Origin of the sequence: Burkholderia sp. BCC1996, from assembly GCF_905339955.1 — a bacterium.
GTDB lineage: Bacteria > Pseudomonadota > Gammaproteobacteria > Burkholderiales > Burkholderiaceae > Burkholderia.
The window spans coordinates 1-2,637 of the sequence record NZ_CAJPHM010000066.1 but is presented as its reverse complement, the minus strand read 5'-3'; the positions used below and the strand labels follow the sequence as shown (position 1 = coordinate 2,637).

The 2,637-nt window shown below is 67.9% G+C and carries 2 protein-coding genes and 1 pseudogene; all 3 read left to right on the top strand.

What is annotated here, in order from left to right:
• A partial coding sequence (locus U4Z64_RS37155) for an AMP-binding enzyme (RefSeq protein WP_415750632.1) occupies positions 1–547 on the top strand: 547 nt, incomplete at its 5' end.
• A gap of 225 nt (positions 548–772) precedes the next feature.
• Positions 773–1,840: a porin gene (locus U4Z64_RS37150; protein ID WP_321822669.1), complete on the top strand. Its 1,068-nt coding sequence runs from the start codon at positions 773–775 to the stop codon at positions 1,838–1,840.
• A 580-nt stretch (positions 1,841–2,420) separates the two neighbouring features.
• Positions 2,421–2,637 (top strand): annotated as a pseudogene (locus U4Z64_RS37145) (MFS transporter); the annotation flags it as partial.

The following is a 2,637-nucleotide window of genomic DNA, read 5'->3' as shown; positions in this document are numbered from 1 at the left end:
ATGGCCGGCGATGATCCGCACGATCTGGGGCGACCCGGAGCGCTTCAGGAAGAGTTACTACCCGGAAGAACTCGGCGGCACGCTCTATCTCGCCGGCGACGGCACGGTGCGCGACAAGGACACCGGCTACTTCACGATCATGGGCCGCATCGACGACGTGCTGAACGTGTCGGGCCACCGGCTCGGCACGATGGAGATCGAGTCGGCACTGGTGTCGCACGAGCTGGTCGCGGAAGCGGCGGTGGTCGGCCGCCCGGACGACACGACCGGCGAGGCGGTGGTCGCGTTCGTGGTGCTCAAGCGCTCGCGTCCGGAAGGCGAGGAAGCGGCGGCGCTCGCGAAGGCGCTGCGCGACTGGGTCGGCAAGCAGATCGGGCCGATCGCGAAACCGAAGGACATCCGTTTCGGCGACAACCTGCCGAAGACGCGCTCGGGCAAGATCATGCGGCGCCTGTTGCGCTCGCTCGCGAAAGGCGAGGCGATCACGCAGGACACGTCCACGCTCGAGAACCCGGCGATCCTCGAGCAGCTCAACCGCTCGCTCTGAATGACGCGGCCGGCACCGGCCGCACCCGCCACTGTCGACACACGCGCGTTCGGGCGCCCATCCCCGCCCTGAACGCGTCGCACGCGGCCGCCACCCGGCCGCGCACGTGCGTCCCGCCGCGCCCCACCCTGCGTGCGCGGCTCATGCGACGGACACCGCCACGCGGGCATCCGCCGCATCCCCTTGTTCGATGCATCGACGTACAACAACACTGGAGACACCTCAATGAAAAGCAGAATCGTGATCGGTTGCGCAGCGCTGGCAGGCGCGCTGGCCAGTAGCAGCGGCTTCGCGCAGAGCAGCGTGACGCTGTACGGCAACCTCGACGCCGCGTTGCTGTACACCAGCAAGACACGCGACGCGGCCACCGGCGCGAACGCCGGCCATCAGTTCGCGATGGCCGACACCGGCATGACGCCGACGACGTTCGGGATGACCGGCACCGAAGATCTCGGCGGCGGACTCAAGGCGAAATTCCAGCTCGAGAGCGGCTTCGCCGTCACCAACGGCGCGTTCGCGCATTCGAACGGCAACTTCTTCGGCCGCCAGGCGTGGGTCGGGCTCGACGGCGGGTTCGGCACGGTCAAGGCCGGCGTGCAGTATTCGCCGTTCCTGCTCGCGATCTTCGATTCGGATCCGCGCAGCTTCTCGCACTTCGGCAGCGGGCTGATCAACTACGTCGACAACGTGCTGGTGACGGGCCTGTTCAACCCGAACGCCGTGTCGTACACGAGCCCGACGGTCGCCGGCCTCACCGGCAGCGCGATGTTCGCGTTCGGCGGCAAGGCCGGCGACTTCCAGGCCGGCCGCCAGTATTCGGCGAGCCTCAAGTACGAGCACGACGGCTTCATGATCGACGCCGCGTTCTACGACGGCAACGACGGCACCAACCCGACGCCGACGCCGAGCACCGTCGCGTTCGTCGGGCGCACGATCGGCGCCGCCTACCGCTTCGGCCCGGTCACCGCGAAGGCATCGTTCACGAGCTACAAGGTCGGCGGCTCGTTCAGCAACAACGTGTACGGCGGCGGCCTCGACTACCAGGCGACACCGGCCGTCGACCTGAACGGCGGCGTCTGGTTCACCAGCGATCGCAACGACACGGCCAATCACTCGCTGCTCGCGGCGATCGGCACGACCTACAGCCTGTCGAAGGCGACCGCGCTGTACGCGCAGGTCGCGATGGTCAACAACCACGGTGCGATGAACACCGGGCTGGGGATCACCAACGCGCTTTACGCGGTCACCGGCACGACCGTCGGCGCGAACGTCGGGATCCGCCACATGTTCTGATGAACGGGCGGTGGAGACTGCATCGAACCACCGCCCCGATGCATTCGCACTCCGAATCGTTTTTCGACGACGCCGGCCTGCGGCGATGCATCCGGTTCCGGCGCGGCTTCCGGGGCGGGCGTATGCGCGTGCGACGCTCCGGCCGTCCGTCATGCCCGTCATGCCCGTCACGTCCGTCACGTCCGTCTTGCCCGTCACGCCCATACCCCGTCACGCCGTCACGCCCACACGATCCGCACCGTGCCGCATCCGTCCACGCCGTGATCGCGGCATAGACCGCCGCCGTCGCAACCCGTACCGCCTTGCCGCCGCACACGCGCCGCCGCGCGGCATGGCGACTTGCCCGCCTGCGCCATCCGTGTCGTTTTCGACCGGTTTCCGGGCGCATGACCGATAGTCCGTGTTCCCCGTTTCTCTACACTGATTCACACCAACCCACTTGCCTGGTGTCGCGTGCCGCGCGCCGCATCACCGACATCATGGCGATCCCGAGACAACCGCCTTCGTCCCCGACGGTCCCGCGCCCGCCCCGCCGCGCACCCGCTCGGCCGGCCGCGAAGGCGCCTTCCAGGAGCGTTCATTGAGTTCATCGCAAGCGCACCCCGCGAAAGCCCGGTCTTCGCGCAAGGCCCTCAAGCTGGATGACATCACGATCGTCGACCCTGCCGTCCTCAAGCGTGCGGTCGGGGCCATGGCGTTCGGCAACGCGATGGAATGGTTCGACTTCGGCGTCTACAGCTATATCGCCGTCACGCTCGGCAAGGTGTTCTTCCCGTCCAGCAACCCGTCCGCACAGT

What these genes read in the sequence shown, in the direction of transcription:
- U4Z64_RS37150 (WP_321822669.1), top strand. Translation starts at nt 773, where the DNA reads ATGAAAAGCAGAATCGTGATCGGTTGCGCAGCGCTGGCAGGCGCGCTG.